Annotated in this window: 13 protein-coding genes and 4 pseudogenes; 6 read left to right on the forward strand and 11 right to left on the reverse strand. The window is 57.1% G+C overall.

Going from position 1 to position 17,681, the window contains the following annotated elements; genetic code table 11:
* Window positions 1–11: 11 nt before the first annotated feature.
* Both ACZ1HE_RS16615 and selD read left to right on the forward strand, forming a co-directional pair.
* Window positions 12–391 (forward strand): annotated as a pseudogene (locus ACZ1HE_RS16615) (Na+/H+ antiporter subunit G).
* Window positions 392–506: 115 nt separating this feature from the next.
* Window positions 507–2,576 (forward strand): selenide, water dikinase SelD, encoded by a 2,070-nt coding sequence (gene selD / locus ACZ1HE_RS16620; protein ID WP_472622548.1) that lies wholly within the window; start codon window positions 507–509, stop codon window positions 2,574–2,576.
* Between the two features lie 98 nt (window positions 2,577–2,674).
* Here the strand turns inward: selD and mnmH are convergent, their stop codons facing one another.
* On the reverse strand, window positions 2,675–3,739 hold the full coding sequence (gene mnmH, locus ACZ1HE_RS16625; RefSeq protein WP_472622550.1) for a tRNA 2-selenouridine(34) synthase MnmH: 1,065 nt from the start codon (window positions 3,737–3,739) through the stop codon (window positions 2,675–2,677).
* Between the two features lie 139 nt (window positions 3,740–3,878).
* Here mnmH and ACZ1HE_RS16630 point away from each other — a divergent pair, with 139 nt between their 5' ends.
* Entirely contained in the window at window positions 3,879–4,346 is a 468-nt protein-coding gene (locus ACZ1HE_RS16630) for a MarR family winged helix-turn-helix transcriptional regulator (RefSeq protein ID WP_472622552.1), read from the forward strand.
* An 8-nt stretch (window positions 4,347–4,354) separates the two neighbouring features.
* Here ACZ1HE_RS16630 and ACZ1HE_RS16635 read toward each other — a convergent pair.
* A pseudogene (locus ACZ1HE_RS16635) lies at window positions 4,355–5,021 on the reverse strand (SOS response-associated peptidase).
* Window positions 5,022–5,138: 117 nt separating this feature from the next.
* On the opposite strand from ACZ1HE_RS16635, the pseudogene pdeM reads away from it, so the two are divergent.
* Window positions 5,139–5,800: pseudogene (gene pdeM, locus ACZ1HE_RS16640) on the forward strand (ligase-associated DNA damage response endonuclease PdeM).
* A gap of 1 nt (window position 5,801) precedes the next feature.
* On the opposite strand, the gene ACZ1HE_RS16645 reads toward pdeM, so the two are convergent.
* The gene (locus tag ACZ1HE_RS16645; RefSeq protein WP_472622554.1) at window positions 5,802–6,845 is read right to left on the reverse strand and encodes a LytTR family DNA-binding domain-containing protein; all 1,044 of its coding nucleotides are present in this window, start codon (window positions 6,843–6,845) and stop codon (window positions 5,802–5,804) included.
* Here ACZ1HE_RS16645 and ACZ1HE_RS16650 point away from each other — a divergent pair.
* Entirely contained in the window at window positions 6,750–7,115 is a 366-nt protein-coding gene (locus ACZ1HE_RS16650) for a PaaI family thioesterase (RefSeq protein ID WP_472622556.1), read from the forward strand. The genes ACZ1HE_RS16645 and ACZ1HE_RS16650 overlap by 96 nt on opposite strands.
* Here the strand turns inward: ACZ1HE_RS16650 and folD are convergent, their stop codons facing one another.
* From folD to ACZ1HE_RS16675, 5 genes are all read right to left on the reverse strand, one after another.
* A complete protein-coding gene (gene folD / locus ACZ1HE_RS16655) occupies window positions 7,116–8,018 on the reverse strand; it encodes a bifunctional methylenetetrahydrofolate dehydrogenase/methenyltetrahydrofolate cyclohydrolase FolD (RefSeq protein ID WP_472622558.1) in 903 nt (300 codons plus the stop codon).
* A 61-nt stretch (window positions 8,019–8,079) separates the two neighbouring features.
* A complete protein-coding gene (locus tag ACZ1HE_RS16660) occupies window positions 8,080–8,385 on the reverse strand; it encodes a chorismate mutase (protein WP_472622560.1) in 306 nt (101 codons plus the stop codon).
* A gap of 55 nt (window positions 8,386–8,440) precedes the next feature.
* Window positions 8,441–10,117, reverse strand: coding sequence for a formate--tetrahydrofolate ligase (locus ACZ1HE_RS16665; RefSeq protein WP_472622562.1), 1,677 nt, complete (start codon window positions 10,115–10,117; stop codon window positions 8,441–8,443).
* Window positions 10,118–10,295: 178 nt separating this feature from the next.
* Window positions 10,296–10,871, reverse strand: a complete 576-nt coding sequence (locus ACZ1HE_RS16670) for an MOSC domain-containing protein (protein WP_472622564.1) — start codon at window positions 10,869–10,871, stop codon at window positions 10,296–10,298.
* A gap of 459 nt (window positions 10,872–11,330) precedes the next feature.
* Complete coding sequence (locus ACZ1HE_RS16675) at window positions 11,331–12,224, reverse strand: AraC family transcriptional regulator (protein ID WP_472622566.1); 894 nt, start codon at window positions 12,222–12,224, stop codon at window positions 11,331–11,333.
* Between the two features lie 168 nt (window positions 12,225–12,392).
* Between ACZ1HE_RS16675 and ACZ1HE_RS16680 the strand changes: the two genes are divergently transcribed.
* Complete coding sequence (locus ACZ1HE_RS16680; RefSeq protein WP_472622568.1) at window positions 12,393–13,343, forward strand: SDR family oxidoreductase; 951 nt, start codon at window positions 12,393–12,395, stop codon at window positions 13,341–13,343.
* Window positions 13,344–13,616: 273 nt separating this feature from the next.
* Here ACZ1HE_RS16680 and ftsH read toward each other — a convergent pair whose 3' ends face one another.
* The 3 genes and pseudogenes from ftsH to ybgF form a co-directional block, all read right to left on the reverse strand.
* Window positions 13,617–15,533: an ATP-dependent zinc metalloprotease FtsH gene (gene ftsH, locus ACZ1HE_RS16685; RefSeq protein WP_472622570.1), complete on the reverse strand. Its 1,917-nt coding sequence runs from the start codon at window positions 15,531–15,533 to the stop codon at window positions 13,617–13,619.
* 75 nt (window positions 15,534–15,608) lie between these two features.
* A complete protein-coding gene (tilS, locus tag ACZ1HE_RS16690) occupies window positions 15,609–16,862 on the reverse strand; it encodes a tRNA lysidine(34) synthetase TilS (RefSeq protein WP_472622572.1) in 1,254 nt (417 codons plus the stop codon).
* Window positions 16,859–17,679: pseudogene (gene ybgF, locus ACZ1HE_RS16695) on the reverse strand (tol-pal system protein YbgF). The gene tilS and the pseudogene ybgF overlap by 4 nt, the downstream one beginning before the upstream one ends.
* Window positions 17,680–17,681 lie beyond the last annotated feature (2 nt).

Raw genomic sequence — 17,681 nt, forward strand, 5'->3', positions numbered from 1 at the left:
AAGGGGGTCACATGGAAACCGCATTCGAAGCACTCATCGCTTTCTTCCTGATCATCTCAGGCATCTTCGGTTTTGTCGGCTCATACGGGTTGTTGAAACTCAAGGACGCAATGTCGCGCCTGCATGCCCCCACCAAGGCCACGACCCTTGGGGTGGGCGGCGTGCTTTGGCGTCGATCTTTCATTCCGTCGCGATTGAACATCACCTGTCGCTGCATGAGCTTCTGATCACGCTCTTCCTGTTTCTCACCGCGCCTGTGACAGCGCATTTCATTGCTAAGGCTCATATCCACATGAGCGAGACGCCGGAAAGCTTGCCGAAGGCGGAACAAGACGGCATATGGGCCACCCATGATGTCGAGGTGGAAGAAGACGAGGATACCGCCACCTGACTACAGTCAAGGCAAGCAAAGGCTGACAAATGCACATCCCGCCCCTGCCCCTGACCCGCGACATTGTGTTGATCGGAGGGGGCATACTCACGCGCTGGTTCTGCGCAAATGGGGTATGTCGCCCTTGCCGGGCGCCCGTTTGACACTGATCAACCCAGGTTCCACCGCGCCTTATTCTGGAATGCTGCCGGGTTTTGTTGCAGGGCACTACGCTCGCGACGATCTTGACATTGATCTGGTTCGCCTTGCGCGCTTTGCCGGAGCACGGTTGGTTCAGGGGGCTGTGACAGGCCTGGATGCTGCCCGCAAGACGGTGACAGTCGAAGGGCGACCGCCCATAGCCTTTGATGTGGCCTCGATTAATGTCGGCATAACATCTGAAATGCCCGAGGTCCCCGGATTTGCCGAGCATGCTGTCCCTGCCAAGCCGCTTGGCCCCTTTGCTGAACAATGGGAAGCCTTTGCTCAGGGAACAGGCAACGCGGGTGTAGCTGTCATCGGCGGTGGTGTGGTAGGCGCAGAACTGGCCATGGCCATGGCGCATGCGCTGAAAACACGCGGACGAAATGCCGACGTCACCCTGTTAGACCAGGCCCGAGCTCTGAACGCTGTCGGCGCACGTGCATCCGACATAATCCGGCGCGCCATGGCGGACCTTGGCGTAACATTGATCGAGAATGCAGGTGTGGCGCAAGTTCAGCATGGCAAACTACTTCTAACAAGCGGACAGATCATCGAAGCCAACTTCGTCACCGGTGCCGCCGGAGCCCGACCTTATGAATGGTTCGCCGACAGTGGGCTGGAGTTGCATCAGGGGTATGTTGCTGTAGACGCCACCCTTCGCTCCAGTAATCCATCCGTGTTTGCCGCAGGAGACTGCGCCCATCTTTCCCACGATCCTCGCCCAAAAGCGGGCGTTTATGCCGTGCGCGAGGCGCCGATCCTCTACAACAATTTGCGCGCCGCTATCGGGGTGGGCCGAACGATTTCGTACAAACCACAGCGCGATTATCTCAAACTCATCTCGTTGGGTGAAAAGTCTGCTCTGGCCGAACGGCTGGGTACAGCATGGCGGGGCCGTTTGATGTGGAAGTGGAAGGATCACATCGATCAGACCTTCATGAACCGCTTTCGCCAGTTGCCTGCAATGCGACCCGCCAAGTTACCAAGGGCTCACGCTGACGGGATGGTCGAAGCGCTTGGTTCCAAGCCGATGTGCGGCGGATGCGGCGCCAAAGTCGGACGCACGTCCTTGCGGCAGGCGCTGACGCACGTGACCTCGGAACGGAACGATGTAACACCCCTGCCCGGGGACGATGCTGCCCTGCTGAGGACAGGCGGTGCGCAGCAAGTCATGACCACGGACCATCTACGCAGCCTGACCGAGGACCCCGTGATGATGACCCGAATTGCAGCCGTGCACGCCCTTGGCGATATCTGGGCAATGGGAGCTGAACCTCAAGCTGCCACTGTAACGTTAATCCTACCTCGAATGGCGCCTTCGTTGCAGCAGCGGACCCTGAACGAAGTCATGGAGACTGCAAGATTGGAGATTGCCAAATCTGGCGCCGACATCGTGGGTGGACATACCTCTGTCGGAGACGAATTGACGATCGGGTTCACCCTTACGGGCCTGTGCATCCGCCCCCCGATTACCTTAAGCGGAGGTCGTCCGGGCGACGCGTTGATATTATCCAAGCCAATTGGAAGTGGGGTTATCATGGCGGCCGAAATGGCAAGCCTTGCCCGTGGCGAATGGGTGGCAACGGCGCTGGAACACATGGCTTGCCCACAAGGCGGCGCATCTCGAATTCTGGCACGCGCGCGCGCAATGACCGACGTGACCGGTTTTGGCCTGGCAGGACATGTCCAAGGGCTGGCCGAAGCATCCGGGTGCGGCGCACGCATTGATATGGCCGCCATCCCTTTGATGCCCGGTGCATTGGAGCTGGCGACCCAAGGGGTGCAATCAACCCTCTTTGCTGAGAACCGCAGCTTGGCCTTGCACTTGCCAACCGGCGGTCGGACAGATCTGCTGTTCGATCCTCAAACCGCCGGTGGTCTGTGCGCTGCCGTACCTGCTGAAATTACCGAAGAGCTGTTACGAGACCTTCAGGCCGCTGGCTATCCCGCTGCGAGAATCGGGGTTCTGACAGAAGGCTCGGGTGTGAGCCTGAAGACCTGAACCCGCATTTTCAACTCACGGCCGCCTGACTGACCAATGAAGAAATAGCGCAACTCAAAAGACGCTAATCAAACTAGGGTTAGCGTGTCTCGTAGACCTCAGATGTTGGGCCCAGCGAAATTTGTGATCTTTTCGATTTGTGCAGCAGCTGCCTTTAGCCCGGACTGGTTCAGCCCCTCTACTTGAACCTGCCCGATTGACCGGCTCCCGTGCCCCTTGCGAGATTTAAGGTAGGCAGGATCATAGTGCTGCTCCATCAGAGCCCGTGTTACTCCTGCCTTGTCCCCGGCCTGGATCAACTCAAACCAGCCATCAACGACATCATTCCCACGGTGTTGACGCAAGAAATCGAGCTTTTCGCGCAATCCGTCGGTATCCGAAAGCACATCATCGTAAGCCTGCACCAAGTATTCCGTGCGTGCTTCGAGAGACGCCAGAATTTCGATTCTCGGTGCGGCCTTAAGTGCGCTCCACATCGAAGGTGGCAGAATGCGTTCGCCAATTTTACTGCTCTCGGCCTCAACCACCACCGGGCGATTGGGGTCCAGTCTGGACAACGCGGAGGCTAAAGCGGATTCAAAGGCTTTCTGGCTGGGTTGCCCACCTGGCCTGGCACCAAGCATCGACCCCCGGTGATTGGCCAGCCCCTCAAGATCAAGTACCTGAACACCACGTTCACCCAACACCGCAAGCAAATCGGTCTTGGCCGTTCCTGTATAGCCGTCCAAAGCAATGATACGGTGCGGCAGGAGGTCCTCATACAAGTATCGATTAACCAAACGCCTGTAAGTTCGATAACCTCCCTCGATCACCTCGGCCCGCCACCCGATCTGTTGCAGCATCCATGTGAAAGACCCCGACCGTTGGCCTCCACGCCAGCAATAAACCAATGGGCGCCATCTGCCTTCGTGATGGCTCAGACTCTGCTCGATGGCGTTAGCGGCATTTCGAAACACCAAGGCCGCTCCAAGTTTGCGCGCCAGAAATGGGCTTTCCTGCACGTAAATTGTCCCTACCCGCGCGCGTTCTTCATTGTTTAACACCGGCAGATTGATGGCACCTGGCAAGTGATCTTCAGCATGTTCAGCGGGGCTGCGCACGTCAATCACAGTGTCAAATCCATGAACATAAAGGTCCGGCAGAGAGGAAAACGAGATAGCCATACGATCGATGTACCCCGGTCTTAGGTCAGTGAAAAGCCCGGCGTCGGCAAGACCATGCCACTACGAATTACCATACCTTGTCATTTTCGATTGAAATGCTCAGGATCATGAGCCAAGACCGAATTCGAGAAGCTTTCAAATGACAATATACGCCATGCCCGGACACTTGATACGGCGGCTCAATCAAATCTCTGTTGCTCTGTTCATGGATCGCATGACTCAAGTCGGGCTGAGGTTAACACCAGTGCAGTTCGGGGCATTGAGCATGATTTCGGCGCAACCCGGCCTGGATCAGGCTACGCTGGCCGGAATGATTGCCTATGACCGTGCAACGCTCGGCAAGGTGATCGACCGCTTGGATGAGCGCGGACTAGTTCGACGATCCATATCGAAACAGGATAGGCGCGCGAAATGCCTCCATATTTCGATGGCGGGACAAGAACTTCTGGATCAGGCACGCCCTCACATTGAAGCGATTCAACCTGAGATGCTGGCAGGGCTGAACGACGCGGAACAGGCTCAATTCATGTCACTTCTGAAAAAGATAACCATCGCTGGAAACGCATTGAGTCGTGCGCCGCTGACAGAGGTTGCAGACGGTAACTGAACCTCTGTTCAATCTTCAAAAGGCTCGATCAGGGCGGGTCCGCTAGCCCGATTCGAATTGACCTTTGTGTCGACCCGGTGAAAGTTCAGCACCCCTTCATGGCCCGGTCGCATTAGCCGGGCGGCACCTTTGCCCTGTTCGCCCAACCACAAGGCCCAATCACCGGGTTCAAGGACCAAGGGCATCCGGTGGTGTATTTCGGACATATGCGTGTTTGCCTCTGTCGTCACGATAGCGCAGGTCGATTGCCGCGACTCTGCGGGTCCCCAATCTTGCCAGACAGCCGGCAAATGCGATCGGGGTGCCGTCCCGTCGATGGATGTACCATGGCAGCCGTGTATCCTGCGGTGACTTGGTCCATTCATAAAACCCGGTCGCGACCAAAAGACAGCGACGCTCGCGACATGCGGCGCGAAAAGCAGGTTTTTCCGCCAATGTTTCGGCCCGCGCATTGATCAACAACGGCCCGGCATTTTCTGCCTTGTACCAATGAGGCAAGAACCCCCATCGCATCGGCAACAATTGCCTGCCCATTTCGCTGCTACGCACCACATGCACCTGATTTGTAGGGCAGACGTTGTAGTTGGGCACCGCAGGCAAGTTGTTCGATGGTTGTGCCGCAAAAAGCTGCGCCATCGCATCGTTGGGCAAAGTAATCGCAAAACGTCCGCACATCGTGGCAAGCTACAACAGGTTGCTCAAGAAATGAAATACCATGGTATTGGCTGCCGACAGGAATTGCAGTGACCTTTTTCACTTGCGGGGCCGCTCCATACACGCGAAGAACGTAACATGAACGAGCTGCAGTTTTCATTTCGAGAAACACCTCTGGTGGCGTTGGCAAGTGGCGGGTTGTGGTGGCCCGAACAAGAACTGCTGTCTGTTTCAGACCTGCATCTTGGAAAGTCTGAGCGTTTTGCCCGGTTGGGACGTGGGATTTTGCCCCCTACGACGTCCAGGATACGTTGACCCGGTTGTCCTCTGATCTGAAAAGAACCCAGGCAAAAACTGTCGTTTGTCTGGGCGACAGTTTCGATGATACCGACGCAGCCGGGTCCTTGACCGAAGAAGTTCGACTATGGGTCGCGAAGCTGCAGTCTGGGCGAACCTGGTTTTGGATCGAAGGTAACCACGATCCAGGCCCTGTTGGACTAGGTGGAAGTCACGTCGCAATACTGAAACTCGGCCCGATGACGTTCCGCCACATCGCCGAACGGAATTGCGTTGGCGAAATTTCCGGACACTACCACCCGAAAGCACGACTCAGCCTTAGAGGCAGAACGATTACCCGCCCGGCTTTTCTTGTAGACGACGATCGGATCATTCAACCGGCGTATGGTACCTATACCGGCGGGCTACGCAGTGACGAAGGCCCATTGCAGGACATAATGGGGCCCTCGGCAAAGGCAATTCTAATTGGGCCGAGCCCTTGCATCATACCAATGCCCCGTTGATTCAAACGATGCCTGCTTCTTCGAGATTAGGCTTATATTTACGGCTAACCGGAACACGGTCACCATTAATCAACCGTATGTGTATGCGCCCGCCCGAGCGTTCCACGCTTTCAATGGCTTCTCGTGTGATCCAATGAGATCTATGCGTGCAATACCCGACGATCGGCTCCATTTCGTCAATTGCATCGGCGAACCTTGATCTGATCGTGATCGTTTCGCTTAACGTCACTACGTCAACACTGTGATCGCGCACCGTCAATCGAAGAACCGGACCTTCGAATGCCTCGGGCAAACGGCGATACAAGCGTGGAATGGGGGGCAACATTCCTTCGAGGCTTTGTTCGGCCTCTACCCCGGGGAAGCATCGTCTCAGCACAAGAAGCCCGCTGGAAAAGATCAATCCGTACTGCGCCAGTGTCGCCAACCTGGGAACATCTTGCATCGATGGCAGAGCCAAAAGCCAAGTCATCACCCAAAGAACTGGGGTAAAAAGTACAGTCACCAGCGTAACAGTCATCACATCCTGGAAAAGTTGCCGACGATCTTGAAAGCATTTTTGAATCCATCCTGCGCTGGAATACGCAATAAGTGCCCCCGTACCCATGAGTGCAGACCAGAACAGAAAACGAACGATAAACGTTACACCTTCAACCCCAAATGGATTGGCCTGAGCGGCAAGAACTGTCAGAAAAACCAACAACGGCAACGAAACCAAAAGGTTATTTTCCGCTAGTAGTTTTTTAATCTTGGAAAACATGAACAATAAGAACTTAAGTAAGTGGTATGTAGCGTTTTTTATTCGAGACGTGGAACTTCCACAAATCCCCAAAGCATCGGTAACAGGAATTTCAGAGTAATATTTGTACTGGACGCCGAAAGACAACACCAGAGGTTGAGTTGAACAAATATGAAGACGCGAGTTTCTGATAGCTTTTCCAAACAAGGCATGATGACCACCCTCGGAGCGCAGCTTGAAACGATTGAAAAAGGCCGGGTTGTGGTTTCTGCCCCGATTGCGCCCGAATTTACGCAACAACAAGGCCATGCCCACGCAGCTCTCAGTTTTGCTCTAGGAGATACCGCGGCCGGATACGCCGCTTTGACCTGCGCACCCCCGGATCACGAAGTTGTGACCGCCGAGATTAAGATCAACCTGCTGGCTCCGGGCCAGGGTGATCGACTGAAAGCAATCGGCCGGGTGTTGAAACCCGGCCGACGATTGATTGTTGTGGCGGCTGACGTCTATGCCGTCAGCGAAGGGGCGGAAACACATGTGGCAGCCTTGCAGGGCACCATCGTTCCTGTCCCTGTCTAGTCAGGCGGTCAGGCCTTCGGGCTCGGACAGGCCATTTGCGCGGCAGCAAGCTGTTAGTGTGTTGGCCAGCAGGCAGGCGATGGTCATGGGGCCTACACCGCCGGGAACCGGGGTGATGGCGCCGGCGCGGGCTGCGGCGCTTTCGTAATGGACGTCGCCCACGAGGCGGGTTTTGCCTTCACCTTTTTCCGGCGCGTCGATGCGGTTGATGCCCACATCGATGACGGTGGCGCCTTCCTTGATCCAATCGCCCGGTACCATTTCGGGGCGGCCAACAGCGGCGACCACAATGTCGGCGCGGCGGACTACATCCGGCAAGTCCTTGGTGCGGCTATGCGCGATGGTCACGGTGCAGCTGTCTCCCAGCAAAAGTTGCGCCATCGGTTTGCCCACGATGTTGGAACGGCCAATCACAACCGCGTCCATGCCCGACAGGCTCCCATGGTGATCGCGCAGCATCATCAGGCAGCCAAGCGGCGTGCAGGGAACCATCGATTTCTGACCGGTGCTCAACAGGCCCACGTTCGAGATATGGAAGCCGTCGACATCCTTGGCCGGGTCGATCGAGTTGATCACCAGATCCTCGTTCAGGTGCTTGGGCAGCGGCAGCTGCACCAGGATGCCGTGCACCGCCGGATCGGTGTTCAGCTGATCGATCAGCGCCAGCAGATCCGCCTCGGAGGTGTCCACATCGAGCTTGTGTTCGTAAGAGTTCATGCCGACCTCGACGGTCTGCTTGCCCTTGGAGCGGACATAGACCTGGCTGGCCGGATCTTCGCCCACCAGCACCACCGCCAGACCGGGGGTGATGTCGTTTTCCTCTTTCAGTTTGGCCACGTGTTCGGCCACCCGGCCCCGCACATTGGCTGCAAACGCCTTGCCGTCGATAACCTGCGCTACCATGTCTCTTGATCCCTTCGCTAATATACCACGAGCCCTGCTACCGGCCCGTCAGCCTATGCTGTCATTCCACGCCGATCACACGTTCCTCTCGCGCGATCGACCAGTCAATCAGAATGCGCCAAAGCTGTTCCGCGAGATCGGGGTCCATCCCCTTGTCCCGGGCGGTGGCGCGGACATTCTGAACCACTTCTTCGACACGGGCCGGAATGCGGGCGGGCAAGGCTTCGCCCGGTTTCAGCTGGGCAGCGCGGTCGATGTAGCTTGAACGGGTGACCAACAGGTCGATCAGGTGGCGGTCCAGCTTGTCGATCTCGACGCGCAGCGCCTGCATTGATGCGCAATCGCTTGGCGGTGTCAAAGAGGGCATTTAAGAACTCCTGCGGCCCGGAGGTTACCGGGCCGCAGAAACCGTATTTTGGAGCTTAGAACAAGCCCTCGATCTCACCTGCGTCATTGAGGCAGATGCTTTCCGCCGCCGGTTTGCGCGGCAGACCGGGCATGGTCATGATCTCGCCGCAGACGGCCACGATAAAGCCCGCACCGGCGCTCAGGCGTACTTCGCGCACCGGAACCGAATGGCCCACAGGTGCCCCGCGCAAGCTCGGGTCGGTCGAGAAGGAATACTGCGTTTTCGCCATGCAGACCGGCAGGTTGCCGTATCCGGCAGCTTCCCATTCCTTCAGCTGGTTGCGGATCTTGTTGTCGGCCAGAACCTCATCGGCGCGGTAGATGCGCTTGGCGATGGTGTCGATTTTGTCAAACAGCGACATGTCATCGGGGTAGATCGGCGCAAAGTTGGCAGTACCGCTTTCGACCATTTCCACGACCTTTTCGGCCAACGGAGCGGACCCTTCCGAACCCAGTTCCCAGTGACGCGACAGAACCGCCTCGACGCCGTGCGTCGCGGCATAGTCCATGACCGCCTGAACTTCGGCGTCGGTGTCGGTGACAAAGTGGTTGATCGCAACCACAACCGGCACACCAAAGGATTTGAGGTTCTCGATGTGGCGGCCCAGGTTGGCGCAGCCATTGTTCACCGCGTCAACGTTTTCCGCGCCCAGATCAGCCTTGGCCACGCCGCCGTTCATCTTCATGGCGCGCACGGTGGCAACCAGAACGACTGCGGAGGGTGCGATGCCTGCCTTGCGGCATTTGATGTTCATGAACTTTTCAGCACCCAGGTCGGCGCCAAAGCCCGCCTCGGTCACCACATAATCGGCCACTTTCAGCGCAGTCTTGGTCGCGATGACCGAGTTACAGCCGTGCGCGATGTTGGCAAACGGACCGCCGTGCACAAAGGCCGGGTTGTTTTCCAGCGTCTGCACCAGGTTCGGCTGCATCGCGTCCTTGAGCAGAACGGTCATTGCACCTTCGGCCTTGATGTCGCGGCAGTAGACCGGGGTCTTGTCGCGGCGGTAGGCCACGATGATGTCGCCCAGACGCTTTTCCAGGTCCTTCAGGTCGTTCGCCAGGCAGAGGATCGCCATAACCTCGGAGGCCACGGTGATGTCAAAACCAGCTTCGCGCGGGAAACCGTTGGAGACGCCGCCCAGAGACGCGGTGATGGTGCGCAGAGCCCGGTCGTTCATGTCGACCACACGACGCCATGCAACGCGGCGGGTGTCGATTTCCTGCTCGTTGCCCCAGTAGATGTGGTTGTCGATCATCGCCGACAGCAGCGAATGCGCGCTGGTGATCGCGTGGAAGTCGCCGGTGAAGTGGAGGTTCATCTCCTCCATCGGCACCACTTGCGCGTAACCACCCCCCGCAGCGCCGCCCTTCATGCCGAAGTTCGGACCAAGCGAGGCCTCGCGGATACAGATCATCGCGTTCTTGCCGATGCGGTTCAGACCATCGCCCAGACCCACGGTGGTGGTGGTCTTGCCCTCGCCCGCAGGCGTCGGGTTGATCGCCGTCACCAGGATCAGCTTGCCATCGTCCTTGGACTGAACCGAGTTGATAAACTCCTGGCTCACCTTGGCCTTGTCGTGGCCGTAGGGCAGCAGATCATCCGAAGACATGCCAAGCTTGGCACCAATCTCCTGAATGGGTTTCTTGTTCGCCTCGCGGGCGATCTCAATGTCGGATTTGTAGCTCATCAGCAAGATCCTTGAAGCATGTCGGCCAATGCCGAAGGGGAGCCCCTTCGGCGCTGTTCAACCCATAACCGGGGGTCTTGTGAAATAGGGTATAGATTCCGACATTTTCATGCTTTGAAACGGCGTTGGAGGCCGTAAGACGTTTCAAATCGGAAACGCGGTATCCCTTGGGATACTTTCAGGGCGCCCAGGCACGTTGATCGGGGATGAAAAGCTGCAACCGATCACCAAGCGCCAGTCCGCCCGGGCGTTCGACCCAGGCTGTGATACCACGGCGATTCTTTGCGGCCGGTTTGAACGAGGCACCGTAGCCGGGTGATGCCGCCTCGATCTCACGCCCGGGCAGCACGCAAGGGCGGTTTTCCATATCCACGGTCAGCGTGGCGCCAGACGGTCCTTGAAGGCGGCTGGACGGCGGGACAAAGGTGAAGTCAGGAATACCCTTGATCACGACCGTTGCCCCCAACAGACCGGGATCAAGCACGTCGAGCCCCATGTCGCTCGCAATTACGTCCAGTTCCTCTTGCGACAGGATTGTAAGCTGCCGAACATTGCGGATGTCCGTACCCTCGGCATAGAGATTGCGCACTCGCACGCAAGAGGCTCGATTTGTCCCTTCGTGGCGTTCTCCGGGTACACCGGAAAATCCCAAGGTCAAATGATCAGTGGCCTGCGCTTTAAGCGTGCGCCCGGATGGCACATGCCCCAACCAGACGATTTCCCCTGCATATTGTGTCTCCTTGAGCACCGGCATCCCGCGCCTCCTCAGCCTGTATCGGACGTTTTGAGTGATTTGGGGACACCATACGGCAAATCCCAATAGGTTCCAGAAAAACAAGGCGCTCCCGCCGGTCGGTCGTGCATCAAAGATGCCCCCTCCCGTTGGGCCCAGCCTCGCTACGCTCGGCGGTCGATCTCCCATTACTTATGCAGCGATCAATGGCGATCCGATGGCACGACAGACAAGCGCGTTGATACGGCCTCAATGAACTCACGAAGAGGAAGGACGGGACCCAGCCGGATATCTACCGTGTTCTCTATCTGCCCTGGTTCTACATGGGCCCGAAAATCGGAGCGAGCGTCGAGAGGTTCCGGAGAGCAGTGTCGCCCAAGAAAAGAGTTGTCTGAACAAAAAAACTTTGCGTCTTGGCCACCCGGCCCCATCCCCCTCTTCGCAGCGAAACAATTGATGCGTCTCAAAACACCAAGCAGTCTATCCCGCCATTCCCTCCGATGGTGAATTGGAGTGTCTCCACTGCCTGGGAGATTGCCCATACACACGTTTGAACTCCCGACTGAATTGCGAGGAACTCACATAGCCCACATCCATCGCGGCTTCGGTTACGGTCTTTCCACCGGCGATCTGCATCGCGGCGTTGTTCAACCGCATCGACTTCACGAATTGGATTGGTGACATCGTCGTTGCTTCCTTGAACCGGCGATGGAACACGGCGCGGCTCATGCCAACCTGCGAGGCCATGTCGTCGATTGTGACCGACTCGTTCAGACGGGTGGACAGGTAGTCGATCGTGCGCGCAATTTCGTTGCCAACGCTGAAGGCTCGCATGGCTGCGTCCCCGGCCTCGCCTTTAAGCACAGCGTAACAAAGTTCCCGCAGCCGCCCCTGCCCAAGCACTGCCGCATCCATCGGGCTTTCGAGCAGCTCCAGCAGCCGGAGCAGTGCTTGCGTGAAGCCCGCGTCCCATCTCGCCAGCGCCAGTCCCTGCAGGGCTGCACCGTCGGGCTTGCGGCGGGCAACGGCTGCAGTCTCGATCTCAAGAGAAAGTTCCCGCATCACTCTCGGATCCAAAGAGATCACTGCGCCCAAAAGCGGATTCTCTGGCGAAGCCTGAGGCGTGCCCGCCTCCACCGGCATGGTCATCGGGCAAAGCATGTATCGGTTGCTGTCATAGGTGTGCCGATTGCCATCGAGGATGGCTTCCTTCACCCCGCTGACGATTGCCACGACAGTGGGCTCATAGACTGCGGGCACGCAGGGCATTGCTTCGGTCACCCGGAAGAGCTGCACGCCCTTTAACGCCGTTTCCACCAGGCCAGCCTCGGGGAGGTGGCGTTCGATTAGCTGTTTGATCTGCTCTCTGCTCATGGTGCGAAGATGGTGTGAGAAGTGGCACACTGCAATGAGGCTGAGACAATCAGGCATGTATTCAAGATGATTTCGCCTATTTCTAGCCAGCAACGATAGTTATCTACCATTTCGAGACAAGCAAAGATCACACACAAGTTGCCAGCCAGTACTGACAGGAGAAGAGAAATGGCAGACACGACTTTCGGATCGCAAGGCTGGACCCCCGAGCGCCTCGGCTCGCTCAAAGGCAAGACTTACCTGATCACTGGTGCCAACGCTGGCGCAGGATTTCAGGCTGCGCGGACCCTTCTGACCAAGGGCGCCAAGGTGGTGATGTTGAACCGCTCGGTCGAGAAATCACAAGCCGCCATTACGGACCTAAAAAAGGAACTTGGGATCGGCGCCGAAGTGAGCTTCGTCCGCATGGACCTCGCTTCACTTGCCAGCGTGCGCGAAGCCGCGGCGGAGGTCCTAAAAACCGTTCCCCGGATTGACGCCCTCATCTGCAACGCCGCCATCGCGCAGGTTCCGACCCAGAAACTCACCGTCGACGGGTTTGAAAGCATGTTGGGCACCAACCACTATGGCCACTTCCTACTGTGCGGTCTGCTCTTCGAACGGATCGAGAAATCGATAGGCCGGATCGTGGTTGTTAGCAGCCTTGGTTACAACATGGGGATCAAGACCATCCAGTTCGACGACATGAACTGGGACAAGAATTACCACCAGAACAAAACTTATTCACAAAGCAAGCTGGCACAAATGATGTTTGCCTACGAGCTGCAGGACAAGCTGACCGCAGCAGGAAAAACCGATGTCGAGATTTATGTCTGCCATCCTGGTTCGTCGCGGACATCTCTCATCACGACCAGCGGTAACCTGGCGACGCGGATCATGTTCTGGGTCATGACAAAACTACCCATAACACAGTCGGCCGAACGGGGCTCCTGGCCCGAGGTAATGTGCGCAACCGAAGATGGGTTGGAGCAACGCGCGCTTTACGGCCCCACAGGTCGCATGGAGTTCGTCGGGCCAGTCGGCAAGGGCACGCTGCACCCGCATGCCCATGATAAATCGGTCATGGAGCAGCTCTGGGCGCTTTCTGAAAAAGAAGTCGGGTTCGAGTGGAGCGTATGATCAGCAGGTCGCTACGAAATCCGAAAAACATGAATTTCGGGTAGACTTACCGCCTTAGTGTCAATCCGGATCAACACGGTGGGCAACAGAACCATTGGGTTCGATCTTACGTCATGAGCAACGTCTCAAGCCGCTGATCACAAAAAATGGCCGCAACTCATCGAGTCGCGGCCATTCGTTTTTTGGCTCTCCGGATGGATGAGCGGAAAGTCTGTTCCCCGTCGCGCGGTATGCGTCTGAGGTGTCACCAGGGCTTTTTGCAATCTCGTCGGCTTACGCCGTCGGTTCCGGTTCCATCCCGCCGTCGCCTGACGGTTTCTTGGGTTTGGTCTTGGGGATGGCGGTCACGCTTGGTGCGCTGCCTTCATCCGGGCTGTCGCCATCGTCATCACCCGCGCTCGGCGGCTCGCCGTTCATGACGCGCTTGATCTCTTCCCCCGTCAGGGTTTCGTATTCCAGCAATCCTTGCGCCAGACGATCCCACTCGGCTTTCTTCTCGGTCAGGATTTGGTACGCGCGTTCATAGCCTTCTTGGATGAAGCGTTTCACCTCTTCCTCGATCAGCTCTTTGGTGTTGGCCGAAACCGAGAAGCCTGCGGTGTTGCCACTGTAACCTTCATGCGCTTCGGCGTAGTCGATGTTGCCGATCTTGTCTGACATGCCCCACCGCAGAACCATCGCACGGGCCAATTGGCTGGCTTGCTGGATGTCACCGGCCGGACCGTTGGACACGTGATCTGCACCATACTTGATGATTTCCGCAGCTTTACCAGCCATCGTCATCGCCAGCTTTTGCTCGCATTCCGACTTGTGCCAGTTCAGGCGATCAATCTCAGGCAAGGACACAACCATACCCAAAGCACCACCGCGCGGAATGATCGTCGCCTTGTAGACCGGGTCGCATTCCGGCAGCGACAGACCAACAACCGCGTGACCCGCTTCGTGATAGGCGGTCTTTTCTTTTTGATCCTGGGTCAGCACCATCGAGCGGCGCTCGGCCCCCATCATCACCTTGTCTTTGGCGTTCTCGAAGTCTTCCATAGTGACAAAGCGACGGCCCACACGGGCAGCCATTAGTGCGGCTTCGTTCACCAGGTTGGCCAGATCAGCACCCGAGAAGCCCGGCGATCCCCGCGCGATGATGCGCAGATCAACGTCAGGACCCAGAGGTGTCTTGCGCGCATGAACGCCCAAGATCTTCTCGCGGCCTTTGATGTCGGGGTTGCCAACAGTCACGTTGCGGTCAAAGCGGCCTGGACGCAGCAGAGCGGGGTCCAGAACGTCCTTGCGGTTTGTCGCCGCCAGGATGATCACGCCTTCGTTGGCCTCAAACCCGTCCATCTCGACCAGCAGCTGGTTAAGGGTCTGTTCGCGTTCATCGTTACCGCCGCCGTAACCTGCGCCACGATGGCGACCCACGGCGTCGATCTCGTCGATAAACACAATACACGGCGCGTTCTTCTTGGCTTGCTCGAACATGTCACGGACACGGCTTGCACCAACGCCTACAAACATCTCGACGAAGTCAGACCCTGAAATTGTAAAGAAAGGCACGCCCGCCTCACCCGCAATGGCGCGGGCCAGCAACGTTTTACCGGTACCGGGAGGACCAACCAGCAATGCGCCTTTGGGGATTTTGCCGCCAAGACGCGAGAACTTCTGCGGGTTGCGCAGGAATTCAACGATCTCTTCCAGCTCTTCCTTGGCCTCGTCAATGCCGGCGACATCGTCAAAGGTCACGCGACCATGCTTTTCAGTCAGCATCTTGGCCTTGGACTTACCAAAGCCCATGGCACCACCCTTACCTCCACCTTGCATCCGGTTCATGAAATAGACCCAGACACCGATCAACAGCAGGAACGGCAGCAGCGTGATAAGGAATGATTGGAACCCGGATTGCTGTTGTTTCTCGGCCCGCACGGGCACATTCTGTTCAATCAGCAAAGTTGTAACTTCTGCGTCACCGGGTTTGATGGCGACGTAGTCTTTGCCATCCGACATGCGGTAGCGAACCTGTTCACCATCCAACGTGACTTGGCTGACATCGCTAGCTTCAACCGAACTCACAAAGTCCGAATATGTCCGTTCCTGGCTCTGCAGCGTCCCACCCGAGCCGCTAAACAAGTTGAACAGAGCAAGAATCAGCAGAAACAGTACAACCCAGAAGGCGATATTGCGTGCATTGCCCAAGGAAACTCTCCTAAATCTTTCGGCTTTTGGGGAATAGCCGATCAGACCACTAAAATAGAGAGGATTGTGGCAGGTTCAATGCGATAAAAGCGTTGCAAGGAACTCTTCTGTGCTTGTTGGACCTTTGGCCGACCATCCGTTCGCCAATCCCGCCATCGGGGCCGCGATCAATTCCGAACCGTCCCACACTGCAGGTGAGGCCAGCAGCGCGGCATGTGGTCTGCCTGTTTCGCGCCAGTTCAGGCATTGCCTCAGGCCGCTTTCACCCAGTGCAGAAATCGTGAAACCTTCCGCTGTCGGCCCCTGCATTGTCCAGCGATTGTCCCATCGCCGCATTACTGACACCCGCAAATCTGCAACTGCATTCCACTCTCGACAGACCCGCATGTCGTTGCGTTGCCTTACAATACGGCACCCACCCAACTGAGTTGGTGTGCTGTTTTGAAGGGCTTGCAAAGCAGCGTCCATCGGTCGATGTCTAGGACGGTCCGCGCCACCATTGACCCACATCAACGCCCCCAAAAGAAGACGACGCGCTGTTTCTTGTGGCAATGCCAGATATTGTTCCATGTTTAAGACGATGTCACCGGCATCGACAGTACAAACCGCGCGTGCTGCGCGCTGTACGTGATACGAAAGTGCGCTGCGTGTTTGAGCCATATTTTGCGCAATCCGCACCAGCGCCTGAGTTGTAATTCCCAATTCAGCCAATGCGTCACGTGCTTGCCGTACTTGAATACGCTCAAACCGAGTGTCCTGATTCGTTGGATCGTCGATCCAACTTATGCCCAGATCCATCAAATACGCCCGAAGCTCATGTCGCGTGTTTCCCAGAAGAGGACGCAAAACTGGGATGCCGTTCAAAACGCGGTGTGCAGGCATGGCCGACAGCCCATCCACACCAGATGCACGCCGCAATCCCATAAGGACAGTTTCCGCCTGATCATCCGCAGTGTGGCCTAACAGAATCGCCTTGATCCCATTGTCTTTGGCCCAACCCGTCAACAATCGGTACCGAGCTTTTCTCGCCTGTTCTTGCAGATTACCTTCGACAGGTTGGTCTTGCCATTTCAGAATCGTGTGAGAAAGGCCCAGTTCCGCTGCCTTGTGTTGAACGATTGCGGCTTCGTCCGCGGCCTCAACTCGTAATCCATGGTCCACAGTCACAACATGAATGTTGATATCTCGGTCCTGCGCATACGTGTGCAGCAGGTGCATCAATGCCACGGAATCCCCACCACCAGATACGGCAACGGCGACATCTCTATATGGATGCCTGCCAAAACAAGCATCCAAGGCTACCAGAAGACCCCGGTATCGCTCGCTCAAGAACATCCCAAGCTGGTCATTTCGCTTCGTGCCTCGGCAACAGCGTCGGCCACAGGGAAACGTACCGCTACCTCTGCAAGTGTCACACAGGCCTGATCGACTTGTCCCAGCCGACCCAGAGCGGCGCCGAGCTCGTACAACGCCTCGGCCGCAACCGGGCCTGTGGAATCATTGGTAAAGCTTGCCAGAAAAGCGCGTGCGGCTTCTCGTGTATCGCCCAGACCCTCTAATGCCTTGCCGCGGTTAAGATGCGCTTGCGGTCCCAGAGGGCTGCCGGGGTAGGAAGCGTCGAAATTTGCCAAGAGATCCGCTGCCTTTTTATGATCCCCTGCATCCAAGGCTGCCTTGGCTGCGTCGAACTCTGCCTTTTCGCCCACGGCCAGTTCGGTGTCATTGGAATTGTCAAGTTCGGCAGTGGGTGTTTCAGAGATGACGGCTGTATCCCCACCCAAAGTGGTGGTTTCACCCAAGGCGGAAACATCCCCCCTCAAGCTCGACCAGTCGGAACTCCAGATCGCCAATGCGGTTGGTACCATCAGCGACGACGCGGTCGATCCGTTGACTCATCCGCTCGGTCTGACTTGTCAGGCGTTGCAACTCGGCTTCTATCGTGTCGACTCGCTCTAAAACAGAGCCACCTGACAGGTTCGGTGCTGGCTGCCCCGGTTGTCGAAAGCTCGCGCTTGAGGCGCTGAACTTCGACGTGCAGAACGGTCAGTTCCTGACGAATATCAGCCAATGTCTGCGCGTCTTGCGCGTGTGCCACACCTGACGACAGCGCAATTGTCGTCGCAAATATCAACCCCCGAATGCCCATGT

It is taken from the genome of Falsiruegeria sp. JB4-1 (assembly GCF_055693495.1).